The 19,596-nt window shown below is 67.3% G+C and carries 15 protein-coding genes; 3 read left to right on the top strand and 12 right to left on the bottom strand.

All coding sequences use genetic code 11. The annotated features are described in order from the left end of the window. Positions 1-87: 87 nt before the first annotated feature. From NP80_RS06140 to NP80_RS06130, 3 genes are read right to left on the bottom strand one after another with little or no spacing between them, the layout of a single operon-like run. Complete coding sequence (locus tag NP80_RS06140) at positions 88-2,553, bottom strand: glycosyltransferase family 4 protein (RefSeq protein WP_045593224.1); 2,466 nt, start codon at positions 2,551-2,553, stop codon at positions 88-90. Beyond that, positions 2,550-4,016 (bottom strand): oligosaccharide flippase family protein, encoded by a 1,467-nt coding sequence (locus NP80_RS06135; protein WP_006409186.1) that lies wholly within the window; start codon positions 4,014-4,016, stop codon positions 2,550-2,552. The genes NP80_RS06140 and NP80_RS06135 overlap by 4 nt, the downstream gene beginning before the upstream one ends. Before the next feature lie 26 nt (positions 4,017-4,042). Then, the gene (locus NP80_RS06130) at positions 4,043-6,235 is read right to left on the bottom strand and encodes an NHL repeat-containing protein (protein ID WP_006409188.1); all 2,193 of its coding nucleotides are present in this window, start codon (positions 6,233-6,235) and stop codon (positions 4,043-4,045) included. A 510-nt stretch (positions 6,236-6,745) separates the two neighbouring features. Here NP80_RS06130 and NP80_RS06125 point away from each other — a divergent pair. The 3 genes from NP80_RS06125 to NP80_RS06115 are packed head-to-tail and all read left to right on the top strand — an operon-like array spanning position 6,746 to position 9,850. Next, positions 6,746-7,810 (top strand): acyltransferase family protein, encoded by a 1,065-nt coding sequence (locus NP80_RS06125; RefSeq protein ID WP_006417205.1) that lies wholly within the window; start codon positions 6,746-6,748, stop codon positions 7,808-7,810. Between the two features lie 35 nt (positions 7,811-7,845). After that, the gene (gene gmd / locus NP80_RS06120; RefSeq protein ID WP_006399600.1) at positions 7,846-8,889 is read left to right on the top strand and encodes a GDP-mannose 4,6-dehydratase; all 1,044 of its coding nucleotides are present in this window, start codon (positions 7,846-7,848) and stop codon (positions 8,887-8,889) included. Continuing rightward, positions 8,876-9,850, top strand: coding sequence for an NAD-dependent epimerase/dehydratase family protein (locus NP80_RS06115; protein ID WP_006409189.1), 975 nt, complete (start codon positions 8,876-8,878; stop codon positions 9,848-9,850). The genes gmd and NP80_RS06115 overlap by 14 nt, the downstream gene beginning before the upstream one ends. Positions 9,851-9,917: 67 nt before the next feature. On the opposite strand, the gene NP80_RS06110 is transcribed toward NP80_RS06115, so the two are convergent. From NP80_RS06110 to trpB, 9 genes are all read right to left on the bottom strand, one after another. After that, complete coding sequence (locus NP80_RS06110) at positions 9,918-11,108, bottom strand: O-succinylhomoserine sulfhydrylase (RefSeq protein WP_006404010.1); 1,191 nt, start codon at positions 11,106-11,108, stop codon at positions 9,918-9,920. A gap of 232 nt (positions 11,109-11,340) precedes the next feature. Next, on the bottom strand, positions 11,341-12,873 hold the full coding sequence (gene purF / locus NP80_RS06105; protein WP_006399595.1) for an amidophosphoribosyltransferase: 1,533 nt from the start codon (positions 12,871-12,873) through the stop codon (positions 11,341-11,343). A gap of 52 nt (positions 12,874-12,925) precedes the next feature. After that, positions 12,926-13,420 carry a CvpA family protein gene (locus tag NP80_RS06100; RefSeq protein ID WP_006399594.1) on the bottom strand — a complete coding sequence of 165 codons (495 nt, stop codon included), beginning with the start codon at positions 13,418-13,420 and terminating at the stop codon, positions 12,926-12,928. 6 nt (positions 13,421-13,426) lie between these two features. Next, positions 13,427-14,245, bottom strand: coding sequence for an SPOR domain-containing protein (locus NP80_RS06095; protein ID WP_006404012.1), 819 nt, complete (start codon positions 14,243-14,245; stop codon positions 13,427-13,429). A 29-nt stretch (positions 14,246-14,274) separates the two neighbouring features. After that, on the bottom strand, positions 14,275-15,585 hold the full coding sequence (folC, locus tag NP80_RS06090) for a bifunctional tetrahydrofolate synthase/dihydrofolate synthase (protein WP_006404013.1): 1,311 nt from the start codon (positions 15,583-15,585) through the stop codon (positions 14,275-14,277). A 101-nt stretch (positions 15,586-15,686) separates the two neighbouring features. Beyond that, on the bottom strand, positions 15,687-16,559 hold the full coding sequence (accD, locus tag NP80_RS06085; protein ID WP_006399590.1) for an acetyl-CoA carboxylase, carboxyltransferase subunit beta: 873 nt from the start codon (positions 16,557-16,559) through the stop codon (positions 15,687-15,689). Between the two features lie 64 nt (positions 16,560-16,623). Next, a complete protein-coding gene (gene trpA / locus NP80_RS06080) occupies positions 16,624-17,439 on the bottom strand; it encodes a tryptophan synthase subunit alpha (protein ID WP_006404014.1) in 816 nt (271 codons plus the stop codon). Between the two features lie 90 nt (positions 17,440-17,529). Further along, a complete protein-coding gene (locus tag NP80_RS06075; protein WP_006404015.1) occupies positions 17,530-18,381 on the bottom strand; it encodes a DNA-methyltransferase in 852 nt (283 codons plus the stop codon). 7 nt (positions 18,382-18,388) lie between these two features. Next, positions 18,389-19,582, bottom strand: a complete 1,194-nt coding sequence (trpB, locus tag NP80_RS06070) for a tryptophan synthase subunit beta (RefSeq protein ID WP_006399587.1) — start codon at positions 19,580-19,582, stop codon at positions 18,389-18,391. Positions 19,583-19,596: the final 14 nt, after the last annotated feature.

Raw genomic sequence — 19,596 nt, 5'->3', positions numbered from 1 at the left:
CGCGAAAAGACAACGCCCTCACACCGCGCACGGCGGCGTGAGGGCGCATATCGATCGACGCGGACGGCGCGCGCGGCCGCGCACCGCTTACTGACGTTTCGCTTTCGCAGCGCGCGCGGTATCCGCGAGAATCTTCTCGACGCGCTCGACATACGTGCGCGTGCCGAACCGCCGCAGTGCGGTCGCGCGACCGCTCGCGACGAGTCGTGCGCGCAGCGCGGCGTCGGACTGCAGCGCGACGAGCGCGTCCGCGAGCGCCGTCGCGTCGCCCGGCTCGCAGAGCAGGCCGTTGTCGCCGTGCTCGACGATCTCGACGACGCCGCCCGCACGCGCCGCGACGACCGGCCGGCGCGCGAGCATCCCCTCGACGATCACGCGGCCGAACGGCTCGGGCGTGATCGACGTATGCGCGACGACGTCGACGGCCTTCATGCAGGCGGCAACATCGCGCTGGAAGCCGAGGAAATGCACGCGGCCGTCCATCCCGTGCCGCGCGACGGTTTCATGCAGCTGCGCCGCGTATTCGTCCTCGCCGAACAGCGGTGCGCCGACGAGCACGACGTGCACGTCCGGCAGCCGCGCGGCCGCTTCGAGCAGTACATGCTGCCCTTTCCAGCGCGCGAGGCGGCTGAACGAGCCGACCAGCCACGCATCGGCCGGCAACCCGAAACGCGCACGCAGCGCGGCCTGGCTCACGTTGTCGAGCGCATCGAACGGCTCCGCGGCAATCCCGTTGAACACGACGTCGACGTGCTGCGGCGTGAACCCGGTCAGCGCGCGGAACGCCTGCGCCGACGCATCCGAATTCGCGATCACGCGCGTGACGCCGAGCCGCGCGCAATGCTTGATCGCGAGCAGCTGCTTGCCGCCGAAATGGTCGGCGCTGACGATGTCGCGCAAATGCCAGACGACCGGCTTGCGCGCGAGCCGCCCGGCGAGCGCGGCGACCACCATCGCGCGCTGCGTGTTCGCATAGATGACTTCCGCACGGCGCGCGCGGTGTGCGACGTCGCGCACGAGCCGCCACAGTTGCGCGAGCGCGCCGAGCGACACACCGCCCTGCTTGCGCACGCCCGCGAGCGCGCCCTGCTCGACCACGTCGACGCGCGCACCGATTTCCTCGAGCGCCGCGCGAAACGGACCGTCGTCGAACAGCAGCACGTCCGCGTTCGCGCGCATGTGCTTCATGATTTCCAGCAGCGACAGCTCCGCGCCGCCGAGCACGCCGCTCTGGTCGAGCACGAGCGTCGCCGGCCCGCGCGGGGCCGGCGACGCTGCCGGCGCGCCGCGCTGGGCGGTCGCGCCCGGCAGCGCCGTCTCCACGTAATCGAGAAAACGTCGCCGGAACGTGTCGGCCGAGAACCGCTCCGCGTTCGCGCGGCACGCACGCGGCGTGAAGCGCTGCGGCGCGCGCTCGAAATCGTCGACGGCCGCGACGATCGCCTGCGGCGTCTGCTCGTCGAAGAACAGTCCGGTCGGGTTCATGTCGGCGCGCGGATCGAGCACCGTTTCGAGCGCGCCGCCCTTGCCGTACGCGATCACCGGCGTGCCGCAGGCCTGCGCCTCGACGACCGAAATGCCGAAGTCCTCCTCGGCAGCGAACACGAACGCCTTCGCGCGGCGCATGCGGTCGTGCAGCACCGCGAACGGCTGGTAGCCCATGATCTCGACGTTCGGGCCGGCCTTCGCGCGGATCTTGTCCATCTCGGGGCCGTCGCCGATCACGACGAGCTTGCGCTCGGGCGTGCGCGAGAATGCGTCGACGATCAGGTCGATCTTCTTGTACGGCACCATCCGCGATGCAGTCAGGTAGAAGTCGTCCTTCACCTCGTTCAGCGAGAACGCGTCGACGTCGACCGGCGGAAAGATCACGGCCGCATCGCGGTGATAGACCTTGCGGATGCGCCGGGCGATGAACGCCGAATTCGCGATGAAACCGTCGACGGCGTTCGCGGTACGCGTGTCCCAGTTGCGGATGTAATGCAGGATCATCCGCGCGAGCAGCGACTTCGGCCCGTGCGTGAGGTTCGACTGTTCCAGATACTGGTGCTGCAGATCCCACGCGTAGCGGATCGGCGAATGCACGTAGCTGATGTGCACCTGGTCGGGACCGGTCAGCACGCCTTTCGCGACCGCGTGGCTGCTCGAGATCACGAGGTCGTAGCCCGACACGTCGAGCTGCTCGATCGCGAGCGGCATCAGCGGCAGATAGCTGCGGTACTTGGTGCGCGCGAACGGCAGCTTCTGGATGAACGTCGTCGTCACCGGCTTGCCGCGCACGAACGCGCGATCGTCGAGAAAGTCGACGAGGCTGAACAGGTCCGCGTCGGGAAAGCACGCGAGGATCTGCTCGAGCACGCGCTCGGCGCCCGCATAGGTGACCAGCCAGTCGTGGACGATCGCGACGCGCAGCGGGCGCGACGCATCGCGCGCGGGCGCCGGTTCGTCGCGCGGCACGGCGCGCAGCGTGCCCGCTTCGCCGGCGACGGCTGCGACCGTCGCGTCGGCCGGCGCCGCATTGAGAAGGGCGTGTTCCGCCAGATCGCGATTCATGTGGTTTTCCTCGCATTGAGACGGCCGATCAGGCCGGACGCCAGCGCGCGCAGCCCCGGCGTCATCGTGAGCGACCAGGCGACGTTCAGCGTCAGCACGATCGCGCACATGCCGATGGATTCGGCGAGCCCCGTCCAGGCGTTCGCAAGCGCGAGGCTCACGAGCAGGAACGCGAGGTGCGCGACCATGTCGAGCACGATCGCGCGCATCCGGATCGCCGACAGATAGAGCAGCACGCCGTAGTCGACCAGCGCGCGGGCGGCGACGACCACCGCCGCGCCGATTAGCCCGTAGCGATGAATGCCGAGCCACAGCGCGCCGACGAAGAACGGCATCTGGACGAGCCCGGCCAGCGCCGCGCGCGCCGGGTTGACCTGCGACTGGATCAGGATCCGCGTGACGCTGGCCTGGCCGACGAGCCACACGCCGACCACGAGCACGCGCCCGACCGGCGCCGAATGCGCGGCCAGATCGGGGCCGACCCACAGCGTCAGGAACGGCGCCAACGCAAAGATCGCGACGATCGCGACCGGCGTGAACACGCCGTTCAGGAATTCGAGCGACTGGCGCGCGAGCGTGTCGGCATGCTCGCGGCCGAGCGCCGACAGGCGCGGGAACAGCGTGCGCACGAGCGCGTTCGGCAGCATGTTCAGCCGCGTGACGAGGTTCTGCGGCACCGTGTAGTAGGTGACGAACTTCGCGCCCATGCCGGCGCCGAGCATCACGCGGTCGAGCGTGTCGGCGATCATGCTCGTCGTGCTCGCGATCAGCATCCAGCCGCCGAAGTTGAACAGTCCTTTCGCGGTGCCCCATTGCGGCGGATCGACGCGCCGGATCCCGAGCACGCGCACGCTCGCATAGCCGAGCATCACCGCGGCGACGAGTCGCGCGACGACCGCGGCGGCGAGCACCGTCTGCAGGTTCGGCGCGATCCACCAGGCCGCGCCGAGCGGCAGCAGCTGGAACAGGAACGTGCCGATCGTCTGGTTCGTGTTGAACACGCCGAAGCGCTCGGCGCCGTTGATCGCGCCCGCGAACACCCACGACACGTTCGCGAGCGGAATCGCGAGCGCGAGCCACGGCAGCGCGAGATACACCTCGTGCTGCATCGCGGCCGACACCTTCGTGAAATACGCGGTGTAGACGAATGCGCCGAAATAGATCAGCAGCCCGCCCGCGATGCCGGTACCGAGATTGAGCCAGAACGCGCTCCAGAACACGCGCGCGCTTTCGGCCGCATCGCCGCTCGCGAGCGCCTTCGAGATGTGGTTCTGCGCGGCCATGCTCATGCCGAGATCGAGAATCCCGAAATAGCCGATCAGCGTCCACACGAGACTGACGACGCCGTAGCGCTCGACGCCGAGCGCGTGGATATACGCGGGCACCGTGACCAGCGACACGAAGGTCGGCAGAATCAGCCCGACGAAATTGATCGATACGTTCTTCAGTATGCGTTTGTCCATGCCTGTGCCTTGTCGACGGCCGCGCGTCACGGTTTCCAGCGATACATCAGCACCTTGCCGCGCGCGTCTTCCTCGACGAACACGAGGTACTCGCCGTTCTCGCGGCGGAACGCGCTGATGCCGAACGGCACGTCGACCCATCCCGACGCGCGGCCGACCTCCGGCCCCGGACTCATCACGCCGACTTCCTTGCCGGTTTCGTTGTCGTACACGTGGATCTTGCCGACCGGCTCGACCGTGAAGAGGTAGCGGCCTTCGACGGTGATGCCGATCAGGTCGAGAATCGGCTTCGCATCGAGCTGCCACGGCAGCGCGATCGTGTAGCGCGCGACCGGCGAGCCTGTCGACCACTTGTCGAAGCGCACCAGCACGCGGCCGACTTCCTTGTTGATGCCGGGCTGCGGCGGCGCGTCCGCCGTATAGCCCGTCACGTAGAGCGAATCCGTGCGCGCGTCGTAGATCGCGCGACGCAGCTGCGTGAACGGCTTCGGCATCGGATACGTCGTGACCTTGTCGTACGCGTAGATCGGGTTGCCGGCCTTGTCGACGCCGCCGTAGCGGAACCGGTGAATCCCGCGCACGTCGCTCGTGCGCCAGATGTCGCCCTTCGTGTCGACCCACCAGCCCCACCCGCCCGCCTTCGCGTTGCCGGTCGTATTGATCTCGAATTCGTCCGCGTCGAGCCGGCCGTTGCCGTTCGCGTCGCGCCACAGCCAGTCGCCGCCCGGCGGCTTGTTCGGCACCTTGTCGACCGGCCGCGCACGGCCCGCGATCAGCCCGGACGGAATCGCGACTTCGCCGTCGCGCTTCGCGTCGAAGCGATAGATCTTCAGGTGATCGGCATACATGTCGGTCAGGTACAGGAACGTGCGGCCGTCGAGACGGCGTGCGGTCGGCATGCCGGGCCACTGGTCGGTGTGGAACACCGGATCGTCGGGATACTTGAAGCGGTTCGACAGGAAGCCGACATATTTCCAGTCCTGGCCGGGCGGCTTCGACAGATCGAGCTCGAAGCGCTTGTTGCCGGTGTACACGCTGTCGGGCCGCGCGGGATCGAGCCACGCGCCGTCGACGAACAGCAGCCCCTGCACCTGCCAGCGCAGCGTGCCGTCCGGCGTGTAGCTCTCGAGCACCGCGCCGAGGCCGGCGCCGATCGTGTCGTGACGCGGGCCGATCCCGTTCATCGCGACATAGACGTTGCCCGCGCGGTCGACGCCGACGCCGGTCAGCCCGTTGAAGCGCTGCGGGCCCGGACGGCCCGGCACGGGACCGGCGAAAATGCCGCCGCGCACGCCGAGCGTGCCGGACGGCGCATAGCGCTCGCCGCTCTTCGAGAAAATCAGGATCTGCTGGCGCGGGCCGTTGTCGGCGACGAACACGCGCCCCTTCGTGTCGACCGCGACGTCGACCGCGTCGGTGCCGTCCGGTAGCGCGGGCGCGTCGTCGATCTTGCGGCCGTCGGCACGCACGTGCACGAGGTGCGCGGGGCCGTTCAGCGTGTCGGTCAGCAGCCACAGCGTGCCGTCGGCGGCGAGCGCGATGCGTCCGGGCTCGTGTGCGCTCCACGTGCCCTTTTTCTGCATCGTCTCCGCGTCGTAGACGTCGACCGCGTCGTGCGACGGGTTGGTCGCGAACAGCGTCTTGTCGTCGGCCGCGAGACCGCCGACTTCGGCTTTCAGCTCACCGGCGTCCGGCTTCGCCGCGGCCGGCACTTCGTTGACCACCATGAAGCTCGCGGCCATCCGCGCGCGGCCTGCGTCCGCCCGCCCGCCGGGCGCGACCGACGGCGCCGCGCGAAACGGCGCAGGCTGCTTCATGTCGCCGATCGCGCGCCGCGAGATGCCGAACCACTGCTTGCCCTTGTCGGGCCAGATGCCGGGCGACTGCAGCCGGCCGCGTTCGTTGCCGACGCCGATCGCGACATACGCATACTTGCTGTTCACCGCGATCGCGTTGCCGCCGAGATTGCCCCAGCCATGCGTGCCGCCCGCGAAGCCGAGCATCTTGCCGTCCTGATAGACGCTCGCCTCGGCGCCGCTCTCGTCCCACGGCGCGTTCGTATACACCTTGCCGTCGGGCGTGACCGCGATCGCGCGGATGTCGATTTGCGTCCAGCGGCCGTCGCCGTAGCCGAACGTGTTGCCGATCCACGACGTGGTCGCGGGCAACACGGTTTCGGCCGATGCGGCGCCGGCAGACAGCACCGCGCACATCGTCATGCCAACCAGAATCAGACGTCGCAATGCGCTTCTCCAGACTCGATGCTCGGCGACCGAAACGGCGGCGCACGGCTGCCGCGAAACGTCCGGTCGCTAAATGGGTTTCAAACGTCGCGATGCAGGTTACAAGCAAAAATAATCACAAGAAATTTGGAAATATTTGGGGATGTTTCAGCCTGAAATATCGAGCCGGAACGCGCGCGCCTGCTCGTGAAAATCGGCAATAACGACCGCCGCTCACGCGCGCAGTACGTAGAAAATTCCGCCGACGCACGTCGTGCGTGGCCGCGCGGGTGCCCGCCTTTCAGCGGCTTTCATTTTTCGATTGCGTGCAATGCGCTTCGAATGCCCGCCGTTGAATAAATGACATGCGTTTTTTTGCCGATTTCTTTTCCCTAGAATCGGTTTCGATTCGATATTCCACTTAAAAGGCATGCATTACGTTCACGCATCGAATGCAGGACGCGCGACGCCGACAACATGGCACGCGCGTCGCGAAGGGGCGGCGCGATGACGGGCCCGACGCGCACCGCCGAACTCGCACCGCCGCAGCACGGCCGCATCGTCCAGCTCGACGGGCTGCGCGCGATCGCCGTCGGCGCGGTGTTCCTGCAGCACGCGCTGAAGGCGCCGCTGTGGATGGGTGTCGATTTGTTCTTCGTGCTGAGCGGGCTGCTGATCACCGGCATCCTGCTCGAACGCAAGGCACGCGGACAGTCGTACTTCAGCCACTTCTATGCGCGCCGCGTGCGCCGGATCCTGCCGCCCTACGTGCTGCTGCTGATCGTGTCGACGCTGCTGTTCGGCGCGACCTGGCTGCCGCACTGGCCGTGGTACGCGTTCTTCTCGACGAACATCGGGCTGTCGCTCGGCAGCATCGGCCACGACAGCCTGAACGTGCTGTGGTCGCTCGCGGTCGAGGAGCAGTTCTACATCTTCTGGCCGTTCGTCGTGCTGTGGTGTTCGGAACGCGTGCTGCTGTGGGTCGCCGCCGCGCTGATCGTCGTCGCGCCGGTGTTGCGCGCCATCGCGACGCCGTGGTTCGACTCGTTCTGGCCGATCTACTACCTGACGCCGTTCCGCATGGACCTGCTCGCCGCCGGTGCGCTGCTCGCGATCGTGCTGCGCCGCGACCGTCGCGCGCTGGAGCCGTTCTATCCGCTCGCGATCGTCGGCGCACTCGTCGCGCTCGCGATTCTCGGCGCGCTGCACTTGTCGTTTCCGCGTTTCCGCGCGGCCAATACGCCGCTGTCGAACGCCGCGCTCTACAGCATCTCGCTGCTGCTGTGCACGTCGATCGTCGTGATCGCACTTCGCGGGCGCGGGCTCGTCCAGCGCGTGCTGACGAACCCGGTGCTCGTCTATATCGGCACCGTCAGCTACACCGTGTATCTGATTCACCTCAGCGTGCTGTACGCGCTGTGGCCGCTGCATCTGAACCGCTTCGTGACGGCCGCGCTCGCACTTGCGATCACCCTCGCCTACGCGACGCTGAGCTGGTACGGCTTCGAGCGCCGCCTGACGCGCGGCCCCGCACGCCGCGCGCTGCCCGCCGCGGCACGCACGACCGCCTGATTTTCATCTTCCATCGTTTCTACCAGGACATCGCCATGAGCCACACTCGCAAGGCCATCATCACGGGGATCACGGGGCAGGACGGCGCCTACCTGACCAAGCTGCTGCTCGACAAGGGCTATCAGGTCACCGGCACCTACCGCCGCACCAGCTCGGTGAACTTCTGGCGGATCGCCGAGCTCGGCGTCGACACGCATCCGAATCTGACGCTCGTCGAACACGATCTGACCGACGCCGGTTCGAGCCTGCGGCTGCTCGAGCGCACGCAGCCCGACGAACTGTACAACCTGGCTGCGCAAAGCTTCGTCGGCGTGTCGTTCGACCAGCCGTCGACGACCGCCGAAGTCACGGGCCTCGGCACGCTGAACCTGCTCGAGGCGATTCGCGTCGTGAGCCCGCGCACGCGCTTCTATCAGGCATCGACGTCGGAAATGTTCGGCAAGGTGCAGTCGATTCCGCAAACGGAAACGACCGCGTTCTATCCGCGCAGCCCGTACGGCGTCGCGAAGCTGTTCGCGCACTGGACGACCGTCAACTATCGCGAATCGTACGGCCTGTTCGGCTGCAGCGGCATCCTGTTCAATCACGAGTCGCCGCTGCGCGGCCGCGAGTTCGTCACGCGCAAGATCACCGATACGGTCGCGAAGATCCGGCTCGGCAAAGCGAAGCGGCTCGAGCTCGGCAATCTCGATGCGAAGCGCGACTGGGGCTTCGCGCTCGAATACGTCGAAGGCATGTGGCGGATGCTGCAGGCGGACGAGCCGGACACCTACGTGCTCGCGACGAACCGCACCGAAACCGTGCGCGACTTCGTGCGGATGGCGTTCGCTGCTGCCGGCTATCAGATCGAATGGACCGGCAAGGGCGAACAGGAGCGCGGCCTCGACGCGGCGACCGGCGACGTGCTCGTCGAAGTGAATCCGAAGTTCTATCGGCCGGCCGAAGTCGATCTGCTGATCGGCTGCGCCGACAAGGCGAAAAGCAAGCTCGGCTGGGTGCCGAAGACGACGCTCGAACAACTGTGCCAGATGATGGTCGAAGCGGATTTGACGCGGAACACCCACCATGACACGTTCTGATGCCGGACGCGCGGCGCCGCGCCGCGCGTTCGTCACCGGCCTGACGGGCTTCACGGGCCGCTACATCGCACAACGCCTCGAAGGCGCCGGCTACGAAGTCTGGGGCACGGTCGCACCGGGCGCGCCACGCCCGGACGATCCGGCGCTCGCGCGTTGCACGCTGCTGAGCGTCGACCTGCTCGACGCCGACGCGGTGCGTGCGGCCGCCGCCGACGCGCGGCCCGATGCCGTCGTGCATCTCGCTGCGCGCGCGCATGTCGCGAACGACGAGCCGTCGCAGACGTACGCGGTCAACATCATGGGCACGCGCAACCTGCTCGCCGCGCTGGCCGGCCTCGATCGCCGGCCGTCGGCGGTGCTGCTCGCGAGCAGCGCCAACATCTACGGCAACGCGACGGCCGGCGTGCTCGACGAAACCGCGCCGCCCGCGCCCGCGAACGACTACGCGGTCAGCAAGCTCGCGATGGAATACGCGGCGAAGCTGTGGGCCGACCGGCTGCCGATCGTCATCGCGCGCCCGTTCAACTACACGGGCGTCGGCCAGAGCGAAGCGTATCTGCTGCCGAAGCTCGTCGCGCACTATGCGCGCAACGCGCCGCGCATCTCGCTCGGCAACCTCGACGTGAGCCGCGACTTCTCCGACGTGCGCGACGTGACGGCCGCGTATCTGCGGCTCATCGAAGCCGCACCGGCCGGCGACACGTTCAACGTCTGCTCGGAGCGCGCGTATTCGCTGAAGGAAGTGCTGGCGATGCTGTCGCGGATCGCCGGCTACGTGATCGACGTGACGGTCGATCCGCGTTTCGTGCGGCACAACGAAGTGAAGCACCTGAGCGGATCGCGCGACAAGCTGCGGCGCGCGATCGGCGAGCTGCCCGTCACGCCGCTCGAGGAGACGCTGCGATGGATGTACGACGCGATGCGCGACGCGCAGGCCGGCGCGCCGGCTCGCCTCGACTGACAAGCGGCCGCTGCGCCGCGCGGCCGCAACCGACCCCGCAATAAACGAACGCGCCGGGCCGCCGCGTTCAGCCTTCGAGGCCGCGCGCGAGATCGTTGCGCAGGTCGCCCGCGTTCTCGAGGCCGACCGCGAGCCGGATCAGCCCTTCGGTAATCCCCGCCGCCGCGCGCGCTTCGGGCGTGATGCGCGCATGGGTCGTCGTCGCCGGATGCGTGATCGTCGTGCGCGTATCGCCGAGGTTGCCCGTGATCGAAATCAGCTTCGTGTTGTCGATCACGCGCCATGCGTTCGCGCGCTGCTGTTCGGGCGTGTCGCCCTTCAGCTCGAACGAGACGATCGCGCCGCCGGCCTTCTGCTGGCGCTTCGCGAGTTCATGCTGCGGATGCGATTCGAGGCCCGGATAGAACACGCGCGCGACGGCCGGGTGCGAATCGAGCCAGCGCGCGATCTCGAGCGCGTTCGCCGACTGCTTCTCGACGCGCAGCGACAGCGTTTCCATCCCCTTCAGCAGCACCCACGCGTTGAACGCGGACAGCGTCGGGCCCGCGCTGCGCACGAACGGAAACACCTTGCCCATGATGAATGCCTTCGAGCCGACCAGCGCGCCGCCGAGCACGCGGCCCTGCCCGTCGAGGAATTTCGTCGCCGAATGCATGACGACGTCCGCGCCGAGCTTCAGCGGCTGCTGCAGCACGGGGCTGCAGAAACAGTTGTCGACGACGAACAGCGCGTTCGCGTCCTTGGCGATCTTGCCGATCGCCTCGATGTCGGCGAGTTCGGTCAGCGGATTCGACGGCGTCTCGAGGAAGAACATCTTCGTCTCCGGACGCACCGCTTCCTTCCATGCGTTCAGATCGGTCGGATCGACGAAGGTCGTCGTGATGCCGAACTTGCTGAAGATCTGCGAGAACATGCCGAGCGTCGAGCCGAACAGGCTGCGCGAGCTGACGAGGTGATCGCCCGCCTGCAGCGCGGCCATCACGACCGACATGATCGCCGCCATCCCGGACGCGGTCGCGATGCACGCCTCGCCGCCTTCGAGCGCGGCCAGGCGTTCCTGGAACATCGTGACGGTCGGGTTCGTGAAGCGCGAATAGGTGAAGTAGTCTTCCGAATTCGCGAAGCGCTCGGCCGCTTCGGCCGCGTTCTTGAAGCAGAAGCTCGAGGTCAGGAACAGCGCTTCCGAATGCTCGTTGAAATCGGTGCGCAGCGTGCCCGCGCGCACGGCGAGCGTGTCGAAGTTGAGGGAGTCGTCCATGTCCGTTTTCCGTATTCGATGGCCGCGCGTGCGCGCGAGCCAGGCCAAACAAAAAGCCCGCCATGCGTCTGCATCAGCGGGCTTCGGTGCGGTACGACAGCGATCGACTCGGGCCGGCTGCCGCCGGCCTTCGCTTTAGCTGTTTTGGGAAGAAGCCCCGCGTCCGCAAGCTGAAATCAAATCGACGCAAGGCCACATCCTAGCACGCTTCGGCACAAGCGTGCGCCGGCAATCACTCGACCGACAGCTGCAGGTTCATCTGCGACCGTGCGGTATCGCTCGCCGTGTCGCGGTCGGCCTGCGATGCGGGCGTCAGGCGCGCGCGCTCGATCGCATCGAGATACTCGGGCGTCACGTCGCCGGTGATGTAGTTGCCGTCGAAGCACGACGCCTCGAAGCGCTCGAGCTTCGGGTTGATGTCGCGCACCGCGCGGCGCAGATCGTCGACGTCCTGATAGATCAGATGATCGGCGCCGATGATCTTCGCGACTTCCTCGTCGCTGCGGCCGTGCGCGACGAGTTCGCCGCGCGTCGGCATGTCGATGCCGTACACGTTCGGGAATTTCACGGGCGGCGCCGCCGACGCGAAAATCACCGACTTCGCGCCCGCATCGCGCGCCATCTGCACGATCTCGTGCGATGTCGTGCCGCGCACGATCGAATCGTCGACGATCAGCACGTTTTTGTCCTTGAACTCGATGCTCATCGCGTTGAGCTTCTGGCGCACCGACTTCTTGCGCACCGCCTGCCCCGGCATGATGAACGTGCGGCCGACGTAGCGGTTCTTGAAGAAGCCTTCGCGATACTCGACGCCGAGCTTCGCGGCGACCTGCATCGCGGCCGGGCGCGACGAATCGGGAATCGGCATCACGACGTCGATCGGCACGTTCGGCAGCTCGCGCTTGATCTTCTCGGCGAGATAGTCGCCCATGCGCAGGCGCACGTTGTAGACGGGCACGCCGTCGAGGCACGAGTCCGGACGCGCGAGATAGACGTACTCGAACATGCACGGATTCAGCGTCGGATTGTCCGCGCACTGCTGGCTGTGGAAGTTGCCCGCCTGGTCGATGAAGATCGCTTCGCCCGGCAGCACGTCGCGCACGAACTCGAAGCCGATGCCTTCGACCGCGACCGATTCCGACGCGACCATCCATTCGGTGCCGTGCTCGGTCTCGAGCTTGCCGATGCAGAGCGGGCGGATGCCGAACGGATCGCGGAACGCGAGCAGACCGTAGCCGGCGATCAGCGAGACGATCGCATACGAGCCGTGCACGCGGCGGTGCACGCCCGCGACCGCCTTGAACAGCGCGGCCGGATCGAGCTCGAGGCCCGTCGTCGAGAGCTGCAGCTCGTGCGCGAACACGTTGAGCAGCACCTCACTGTCGGAATTGGTGTTGATGTGCCGGCGGTCGATCCGGAACATCTCGTCCTTCAGCTGTTGCCAGTTCGTCAGGTTGCCGTTGTGCGCGAGGATGATCCCGAACGGTGCGTTCACGTAGAACGGCTGCGCCTCGGCTTCGCTCGATGCGGAACCGGCCGTCGGATAGCGGACCTGGCCGATCCCGAACGTGCCGGGCAGGCTGCGCATGTTGCGCGTGCGGAACACGTCGCGCACCATGCCGTTCGCCTTGTACATGTGGAAATTGCTGCCGTCCGCCGTCGCGATGCCTGCCGCGTCCTGACCGCGATGCTGCAGCAGCAGCAGGCTGTCATAGATCAGCTGGTTGACCGGGGATTGGGAGATAACGCCTACGATGCCGCACATGGCATGTCCTTCAGAATGACAAAATCGGTTCCGTCCTGCCCCGTGCGTACGCTCACACGCGCACGTACTGGGCCATGCCGTCGGGCAGGAGCTGCTTCAGCTCGTGCACGCCCTGCTCGGCAATCGGACGCAATAGCGCATTGCGCCAGAAATCCTGTTTGGGCAACTCGGTCAGCCCGGCCGCCGCGACCAGCAACACCACCAGCACGCAGCCGCGCACGAGGCCGAACATCATGCCCAACGAGCGATCGACGCCGCCGAGGCCGGTCGCCTGCGCGATCCGCGACAGCAGCGCGTTCGCGACGCCCGCGACGAGCACGACGCCGATCACCAGCAGCGCAAACGCGATCACCCACTGCGTCAGCGCGCCGCCCGGCCAGTTCGCCGGGATATACGGGACGACCAGCCCGACGTAGCGGCTCGCGATCACGATCGCCGCGATCCAGCCGATCAGCCCGAAAATCTCCGACACGAAGCCGCGCCACGCACCGCGCAACGCCGACAACGCGATCACCGCCAATACAGCGTAGTCGAAAGCCGTCAGCATCGTGCGCTACTGCGTCAGCCCGGCTTCGCGCACCTTCGCGATCGCGGCGGACGCGGCCGCGCGATCCGCAAACGGACCCGCACGCAACAGTGTAGCCGTGCTGCCGTCCGCCTGCTTGCGACGCTCGACATATGCGGGCACGCCCGCCGATTTCAATTTCGTCGCCCACGAACGGGCGGTCGCGTCGTCCTTGAACGAGCCGAGCTGCACCGCGAAGCGCGCGCCGGCCGGCGACGACGGCGACGACGCGTCGCTCGTGTCGGCACCCGCCGCCTCGGCGCTCGCGACCGGCGCCGGCTTAGGCGCGGCCGGCTTAGGCGCGGCCGGTGCCGCGGCCTTCGGCGGCGTCACGCTCGCCGTCGCGGTCGTATCGGGTTTCGGGGCCGGTTTCGCAGCCGCTTTCGGCGCAGGGGCCGGTGCAGCCGCAACGGCCTCGGACGCCGGCGGCTCGTCGTGCGCGACGCCGGCCTGCACGTCGGCCGCATCGTCGTCGCGCGACGCGGCCGGCTGATGCGCGGGCCGGTTCGGAATGTCGATCGCGATGTCGTCGGTGACCGGCTTCGGATGCGAATCGAGCACCATCGGCAGCACGATCACCGCCGCGACGACGAGGGCGATCGCGCCCACGAGACGACGGCGCGCGCGTTGCTTTTCTGGAAGGGTCGGATCGAGGAGCAGTGCGTCCGATTCCGGACGCTCGGTGCGGCGCGAGCGTCGCTCGACGCGTTCAGTGCGCTCGGTGCGCACGGTCCGGGAGGCCCCGGTACGACCGCCGCGCCGGGTGGGCGCGTCGTCGTCTTTCTTGCCGAACGAGAAAATTCCCATGAATGGCTGAGTCCGAAACTGCCCGTCAGTCAGTGTTGCTGCGATTTACGGTAGGCCATCACGCCGGCAACCGTATGGAAACTGCCGAAAACCACGATTCTATCATTCTCGGATGCTCTTTTTAGCGCATCGCTAAACGCGTCGGCCGGCGACGCGTAGCGCGTGACGCTCGAATCGGGCCCGTCCTGCACGCCGGCATTGCGCAGCGCCGCTTCGAGCTGCTCCGCGCTGGCCGCGCGCGGCAGCGGCAGATCCGTCACGCACCAGTGGTCGATCTCGCCCTTCAGGTGACGCAGCACGCCGTCGATGTCCTTGTCGTGCATGGCCCCGAACACCGCGTACGTGTACGGAAAGAAGCCCATGTTGCCGAGGTTCTGCTCGAGCACGGCCGCCGCATGCGGGTTGTGCGCGACGTCGAGCACGATCGCCGGCTTGCCGGGCAGCACCTGGAAGCGACCGGGCAGCTCGACGTTCGCGAGGCCGAGCCGGATGTCCTGCGCGGACACCGGCAGTTGCGGACGCAACGCCTCGAGCGCGGCCAGCGCCGCGGACGCGTTGATCAGCTGATTCGCGCCGCGCAGTGCCGGATACGCGAGCGCCGGATAGCGCTTGTCGCGGCCGATGTAGCTCCACTGCTGGCGCTCCGCGCCCGGCTGCGCCTCGTAGCGGAAATCGCGGCCGACGAGCCACAGATCGGCGCCGATCGCGGCCGCGTGATCGACGAGCGTCTGCGGCGCAGCGGGATCGCCGCAGATCGCCGGCTTGCCCGGACGGAAGATTCCGGCCTTCTCGAACGCGATCTTCTCGCGCGTGTCGCCGAGATATTCGGTGTGGTCGATGTCGATGCTCGTGACGATCGCGCAGTCGGTGTCGATGATGTTGACCGCATCGAGGCGGCCGCCGAGGCCGACTTCGAGGATCACCGCATCGAGCCCGCGCGACGCGAACAGATGCAGGATCGCGAGCGTCGTGAATTCGAAATACGTGAGCGAGACGGGCTCCGGCAGCGACGTGCGCGCGGCTTCGACGGCCTCGAAATGCGGCAGCAGTTCCGCGTCGCTGACGACCTCGCCGTTCACGCGCGCGCGTTCGTTGAATTCGAGCAGATGCGGCGACGTATGGCAGCCGACCTTATAGCCCGCGCGCACGAGGATCGTCTCGAGGAACGCGCACGTCGACCCCTTGCCGTTCGTGCCGCCGACCGTGATCACCGGACACGCGAATTCGAGTTTCAGCGCCGCCTTGACCTGCCCGATGCGGGTGAGGCCCATGTCGATGCCGACCGGGTGTGCGCGCTCGAGGTGCGAGAGCCACGCGTCGAGGGTGGGAAAAGTGCTCATCGGATCAAATCTGGATCGGTACCGTCACTACGCCGAAAAACGAAGCGCGCCGCCCGACGGACCGGTCGGGCGACGCGCGCGGTTCATGCCGGGCGCTGCGCTCAGGCGAGCGCGTCGGCCGGTTGTCGCTGCAGCAGCGCGAGCAGTTGCGCGATCTCGTCGCGCATCTTGCGCCGGTCGACGATCATGTCGATCGCGCCCGTCTTCAGCAGGAACTCGGCGCGCTGGAAGCCTTCCGGCAGCTTCTCGCGAACCGTCTGCTCGATCACGCGCGGGCCCGCAAAGCCGATCAGCGCCTTCGGCTCGGCGATCACGACGTCGCCGAGGAATGCGAAGCTCGCCGACACGCCGCCCATCGTCGGATCGGTCAGCACCGAAATGAACGGCAGCTTCGCTTCGGACAGCTTGGTCAGCATCGCGGTGGTCTTGGCCATCTGCATCAGCGACAGCAGGCTTTCCTGCATCCGCGCGCCGCCCGATGCGGTAAAGCAGATGAACGGCACGTGCTGTTCGAGCGCATTCTGCGCGCCGCGCGCGAAGCGTTCGCCGACGACCGAACCCATCGAGCCGCCCATGAACGAGAACTCGAAGCATGCGGCGACGACAGGCAGCGTGTGGATCGCACCGCCCATCACGACCATCGCGTCGGTTTCGCCCGTTTCGTCCATCGCTTCCTTCAGACGGTCGGGGTACTTGCGGCTGTCCTTGAACTTCAGCGAGTCGACCGGCACGATTTCCTGGCCGATCTCGTAGCGGCCTTCCGGATCGAGCAGCGCATCGAGACGCTCGCGTGCACCGATGCGCATGTGGTGATCGCACTTCGGGCAGACGTGCAGATTCGCGTCCACGTCGTTGCGGTACAGCACGGCCTCGCAGGACGGGCACTTGACCCACAGGCCTTCCGGAATGCCCTTGCGGCTTTTCGGGTCCGTCTGCTTGATCTTCGGCGGCAACAGTTTGTCGAGCCAGCTCATCGTATGGTTTCCTGTTCCGTGGCGGGACGGGCCGTGCGGCCCGCTCCGCTTCCTGTGTTGTTGGTTATCGCGCCGTCTTCGCCGCGCCGTCCAGCGCGGCGCGCAGCTCTGCAATGAAGGCCTGCAGCGCGGCGACGGCACCTTCCGGCGCAGCGCTTTCGAGCAGCTGAACGAGGCGGCTGCCGATCACGACGGCGTCCGACACCTCGGCCACCGCACGTGCCGTTTCGGCGTCGCGGATGCCGAAGCCGACGCCCACCGGAACCGGCACGCGCGACTTGATGGCCGGGATTTTACCCGCAATGCTCGAAACATCCAGATTTCCGGCACCGGTCACGCCCTTCAGCGACACGTAGTACACGTAGCCGCTCGCGATCTTGCCCACTTCCGCGATGCGCGCGTCGGTCGACGTCGGCGCGAGCAGGAAGATCGGATCGATGCCGGCCGCACGCATTTTCTCGGCGAACGCGGCCGCTTCTTCGGGCGGATAGTCGACGACGAGCACGCCGTCGACACCCGCCGCGCGCGCGTCGGCCGCGAACGCGTCGACGCCGTGCCGCTCGACCGGATTCGCATAGCCCATCAGCACGACAGGCGTCGTCTGGTTGGTCTCGCGAAAGCGCTTGACGTCGGCGAGCACGTGCTTGAGCGTGACGCCGCGCGCGAGCGCGCGTTCCGACGAGCGCTGGATCACCGGGCCGTCGGCCATCGGGTCCGAGAACGGCACGCCGAGCTCGATGACGTCCGCGCCGCCGGCGGCGAGCGCGTGCATGAATTCGACCGTTTTCGCGGGATCCGGGTCGCCGGCCGTGATGAACGGGATCAGGCCCTTTCGGCCCTGCTGGGCGAGTGCGGCGAAGGTCTGCTGAATACGCGACATGGCAATTTTCCTGTGTCGATCCGGACGCGGCGCGTCAGCGCCCCGGCCGGATCCGTGCAAAGTGTGCGACCGGCGATGCGGCGGCGTGCGTCATGCGCACGCCTGCGCCGCGAGCGCATGCACGCGCTCGCGCGCGATCGCGCAGTAACTTTCGTTGATCTCGTAGCCGACGAAGTCGCGCCCCTGCCGTGCGCAGGCCACCGCGGTCGTGCCGCTGCCCATGAACGGATCGAGCACGCGGCCGCCCGGCGGGCAGCTCGCGAGCACCATCCGCTCGATGATTTCGAGCGGCTTCTGGGTCGGATGATCGACGCGCTCCGCGTGCTGCCGGTGCAGGCGCGAGACCGACCAGACGTCCTTCGGGTTGTAGCCCATCTCCAGCCACTTGCTGCCTTCGAACAGCTTGCGCGAGCGGGCCTTCTTCGTATCGGCGTCGTAAGGGATGCGAACCGGATCGAGATCGAAGTAATACGCTTTCGAGACCGCGAAAAAGCCGATGTTGTCGTGCACCGACGTGAACCGGCGCGTTGTGCCGCCCATGCTCGGCACGCGGCGGTCCCAGATGATCTCGTTGATCATCGTGAGCTTCGTCTTCAGGAAACTGAAGATCTCCGGCGCGTACTGCCAGGTGCAGAACACGTACATCGAGCCGCTCGGCTTGAGCTTCGGAATCGCGAGTTCGAGCCATTCGCGCGTCCATCCGAGAAACGCGTCGCCCGAGCGCTTGTCCGAGTCGTTGCCGTAGTCCTTGCCGAGCCCGTACGGCGGATCCGCGACGATCAGGTCGATCGACGCGTCGGGCAGCCGTGCGGCCTCGGTCAGGAAATCGCGGTTGTGCAGTTCGATCCCGGGCGGCAGCGCGCGCGGCGCGACGGCGGCGGCCTGCGCCGCCGGTTCGTCGGCCGCGGCACCGCCGCCCGGCTCTTCGATCAGTTCGCGCATCGGACCGTCAGAGCGTGATGCCCGATCGCTCGGCGACCGTATGCATGTCCTTGTCGCCGCGGCCCGACAGATTGACGAGCAGGATCTTGTCCTTCGGCAACGTCGGCGCGAGCTTCACGCCATACGCGATCGCGTGGCTCGACTCGAGCGCGGGGATGATGCCCTCGATCCGGCAGCAGTCGTGGAACGCTTTCAGCGCCTCTTCGTCGGTGATCCCGACGTACTGCGCGCGGCCGCTGTCCTTCAGCCATGCGTGTTCGGGACCGACGCCGGGGTAGTCGAGGCCCGCCGACACCGAATGCGTCTCGATGATCTGGCCGTTGTCGTCCTGCAGCAGATAGGTGCGGTTGCCGTGCAGCACGCCGGGGCTGCCGGCGATCAGCGAGGCCGCGTGATGGCCGGTGTCGAGGCCGTCGCCCGCGGCTTCGACGCCGATCAGCTGCACCGACGCATCGTCGATGTACGGATAGAAAATGCCCATCGCGTTCGAGCCGCCGCCGACGCAGGCGATCACCGCGTCCGGCTGGCGGCCGGCGAGTTCCGGCATCTGCACCTTGCATTCGTCGCCGATCACGCGCTGGAAGTCGCGCACCATCATCGGATACGGATGCGGGCCCGCGACCGTGCCGATGATGTAGAACGTGTTCTCGATGTTCGTGACCCAGTCGCGCATCGCCTCGTTCAGCGCGTCCTTCAGCGTGCGCGAACCCGATTCGACCGGCACGACGGTCGCGCCGAGCAGCTTCATCCGGTACACGTTCGCGGCCTGGCGGCGCACGTCCTCGGCGCCCATGTAGACGACGCACTCCATCCCGAAGCGCGCGCAGATCGTCGCCGTGGCGACGCCGTGCTGGCCGGCGCCCGTCTCGGCGATCACGCGTTTCTTGCCCATGCGCTTGGCGAGCAGCGCCTGGCCGATCACGTTGTTGATCTTGTGCGCGCCGGTGTGGTTCAGATCCTCGCGCTTCAGATAGATCTGCGCACCGCCGAGCGTGTCGCTCCAGCGCTGCGCGTGATAGATCGGCGACGGACGGCCGACGAAGTGCTTCAGTTCGCGCTGAAACTCGGCGACGAAATCGGGGTCGTTTTGGTATTTCGCGTACGCGCCGCGCAGTTCGTCCAGCGCGTGAATCAGCGTCTCGGCGACGAACACGCCGCCATACGGGCCGAAGTGGCCGCGATCGTCAGGAAGGTTGTACATGATGTGTCACTCTC

The organism is Burkholderia multivorans ATCC BAA-247, from assembly GCF_000959525.1.
Taxonomy (GTDB): Bacteria; Pseudomonadota; Gammaproteobacteria; order Burkholderiales; family Burkholderiaceae; genus Burkholderia; species Burkholderia multivorans.
The sequence above is the reverse complement of the archived record's forward strand: the minus strand, read 5'-3'. Positions and strand labels throughout refer to the sequence as shown.